This is a genomic window from Vibrio sp. 1288 (assembly GCF_033344475.1).
This window is the reverse complement of the sequence record NZ_JAWPOX010000858.1, coordinates 1-581: the sequence shown is the minus strand read 5'-3', so window position 1 is coordinate 581 and position 581 is coordinate 1. Positions and strand designations below refer to the sequence as shown.

At 46.8% G+C, this 581-nt stretch carries 1 protein-coding gene; it reads left to right on the top strand.

The window, feature by feature from the left end; translation table 11 throughout:
* Positions 1 to 21 precede the first annotated feature (21 nt).
* Positions 22 to 567 carry a cell division protein FtsN gene (ftsN, locus tag R8O11_RS29760; protein WP_005481405.1) on the top strand — a complete coding sequence of 182 codons (546 nt, stop codon included), beginning with the start codon at positions 22 to 24 and terminating at the stop codon, positions 565 to 567.
* Positions 568 to 581 lie beyond the last annotated feature (14 nt).

The following is a 581-nucleotide window of genomic DNA, read 5'->3' as shown; positions in this document are numbered from 1 at the left end:
CCTTGATGACCAGAAGTAACCGTGGCAAACAGAGATTATGTGAGACGGGGGCGAGGCGCCCCAAAAAAGTCGACAAAAAAACAACCTCCCAAAAGAAAACCTTGGCGTAGTGGTCTACTTGCAATCTTGCTTGTGGGCGGTTTTGGCTATGGTCTGTATTTATTAAGTAACGATCCAGAACCGAAACCACCCGTGGTTCAACAACCTACCACGACCGTCAGTAAGCCAAAGCCGAAAAAGGATTTGCCACCACCACCTGAAGAGAAGTGGGAATACGTCGAATCTTTACCCAAGCGAGAAGTGGAAGTCGTCGCCAAAGAAATCGAAGTATCTAAAATCCCATACGTAATGCAGTGTGGCGCTTACAAAACCCAAGCACAGGCCGAAGAACGAAAGCTGGCTATTGCTTTCCAAGGTCTTTCGAGCAAAATTCGTAAGAAAGAAGGCAGTTCTTGGTACCGTGTTGTACTTGGCCCGTACAAGTTCAAACGCGATGCAGAAAAAGATCGCCACAAGTTGCAACGCGCGAAAATCGAACCGTGCGCAATTTGGAAAGAAAACTTCTAATCTCACAAAGACCA